The sequence below is a fragment of the Leekyejoonella antrihumi genome (assembly GCF_007845645.1).
Taxonomy (GTDB): Bacteria; Actinomycetota; Actinomycetes; order Actinomycetales; family Dermatophilaceae; genus Leekyejoonella; species Leekyejoonella antrihumi.
The window spans coordinates 1-2,426 of sequence record NZ_VCQV01000105.1 but is presented as its reverse complement, the minus strand read 5'-3'; the positions used below and the strand labels follow the sequence as shown (position 1 = coordinate 2,426).

Genomic DNA, 2,426 nt, shown 5'->3' with positions numbered 1-2,426 from the left:
AGATTGCCGTTCTCGAAGGTTGAGTTCTTGCCCGTAGTGCGCGATAATTGATGCAGGTAACTCGGCGACTGGTGGGGGTTTTGACAGCATGACGGTGATGACTTCTCAGGCGCCCCTCCCGCTGACTCCGGCCACCGCCGCACCGATCGGTGCGGCGGCCGCATTGCTGGAAGACGTCGATGGTGGCCGGGTCTTCATCCACGGTGAGCTGGCGTACGCGTTCGACGCGGGTGATGCGGTCGGCAGGCGGCTCGCCGCGGTGCAGCTGGTGCGGATCAAGGCCGCGAGCCTGGCCGATGTCGCGGCCGGGTTCGGGGTCGACGAGACGACCGTGTGGCGGTGGGGCCGTCGTGCTACCGCGGCTGGTGTGGCTGGGCTTGGCCCGGGCCGGCGGGGCCCGAAGGGCCCCAGCAAGCTGACCGGCGAGATGGTCGCACGCATCATCGGCCTGTCCGGTCGGGACATGTCGCTGCGCGCGATCGCCCGCACGGTCGGTGTCTCGCTCGACTCGGTCCGCCGTGTGCTGGCCGACCAGGCTCCGGCCAAAGAGTCAGAGCCGGCCACCGGCGACGATGAACGGGCCGACGACGGTGATGACGCCGCTGCTGATCTCGACGGTGAGCAGCAGCGACCCGACACCAGCGATGACGGCGGGCAGCTGCCGGTGCTGGCCGACCCGGCGCCTCGGCACGCGGAGCGGGGTATGGCCCGGTGGGGGCTGCTCGAGCACGCACACCCGATCTTCACCCCCTCGTCCCGAGTCCCGCTGGCAGGACTGTTCCTCGCCCTGCCCGGCCTGGCCGCCACGGGCCTGTTGGGTTGTGCCCGAGGCGTGTTCGGACCGCTACCGAACGGGTTCTATGGCCTGGACACGGTCCTGGTCGAGGCCGCCCTCCGGGCCCTGGCCGGGCAGCCCCGCGCCGAGGGCGCCACGAGAGTTGATCCGATCGCGTTGGGGCGGGTCCTGGGGCTGGACCGGGCCCCGGAGGTCAAGACCATCCGCCGCAAGCTGCACCTGCTCGCCGGCACCGGGAAGGCCGGCGAGCTGATCGCCGCGATGGCCGCCCGCCACCTGAACCCGATCGGCACCAGGACCGGGGATGGCGCCGCGGATGAGGATCCGGCGGCGGTGCTGTACGTGGACGGGCACGTGCGCGCCTACCACGGCAGGCGAAAGATCGCCAAGACTCACCTGTCTCGGTTGAAGTTCCCCGCCCCCGCGACGGTAGAGACCTGGATCAGCGACGCCGCCGGTGACCCCGTCATGGTCGTGATGAGCGAGCCCGGCGCCTCCCTGGCCGGGGAGCTACGCCGGCTGCTACCCGACCTGAGAGCAGCCATCGGGGATGACCGGCGGGTGCTGGTCGGCTTCGACCGGGGCGGCTGGTCCCCGGCCCTGTTCCAGCACATGGCCGCCCACGGGTTCGACGTGCTGACCTGGCGCAAGGGCCACGTTGATGACCTGCCCGCGACCGAGTTCGACGAGCACACCCTGATCGATGAGGCCGGCCGCACCCACACCTGGGGCCTGGCCGACACGATGGTCGACCTGCCCACCGATGACAAGGGAAACACCGTCACCCTGCGGCAGGTCACCCGACTGGACGACAAGGACGACAAGGACAGCAAGCAGGTGCACATCCTGACCACCCGAGTAGACCTGCACGCCGCGGACGTGGTGTACCGGATGGGCGGCCGGTGGCGGCTGGAGAACGCATTCCGGTACGGACGCATCCACCTCGACCTGGACTCCCACGACGCCTACGCCGCCAGTGATGACGACCCGGACCGGCTGGTGCCCAACCCCGCCAAGAAGAAGACGTACAAGGCTGTGATCGCCGCCCGGACCGCCCACGAGCAGGCCACCACGGCCGCTGACCAGGCGTTGGCCGAGCTGCGCACGCCCGCACCCGGGGCCACCGTGGTGATCACCAACGCCGACTACAACGCCGCGACTGCCGGCCAGCGAGTCGCCGAAACCGCCCTGGCCGCAGCCGAACAGGTGCACCAAGACACTCCGGCACGGCTCCCACTGCGTGAGGTCAACCCCGGCCAGCAGGTTCTGGACTCCCAGATGAAGCTGCTCACGCACGCGATCAAGATCGCCGCGTTCAACACCACCACCGCACTGGCCCGCGACCTACGCATCCACACCGGCTATGCCCGCGCGAACAAGGAAGCGCACACACTGATTCGGCACGTGCTCACCCAGTCCGGAGACATTCACCCCGACGCCGAGGCCGGCGCCCTGACGATCCGCCTGGACCCGATGCCGACCCGCCGAGCGACCGTCGCGATCGCCCAGCTGTGCGAGCACCTGACCGCCACCAAAACCGTGTACCCCGACACCGACCTCGTCCTACGCTACGAGATCAAAACCCGCCGATAGCCCCGCAAAAACTATCGCACCATGTCCAGAGTCCTGA

Annotated in this window: 1 protein-coding gene; it reads left to right on the top strand. The window is 69.5% G+C overall.

The annotated features are described in order from the left end of the window. The first annotated feature begins 97 nt into the window (after positions 1 to 97). The gene (locus FGL98_RS24880; protein WP_146321542.1) at positions 98 to 2,389 is read left to right on the top strand and encodes a putative transposase; all 2,292 of its coding nucleotides are present in this window, start codon (positions 98 to 100) and stop codon (positions 2,387 to 2,389) included. Positions 2,390 to 2,426 lie beyond the last annotated feature (37 nt).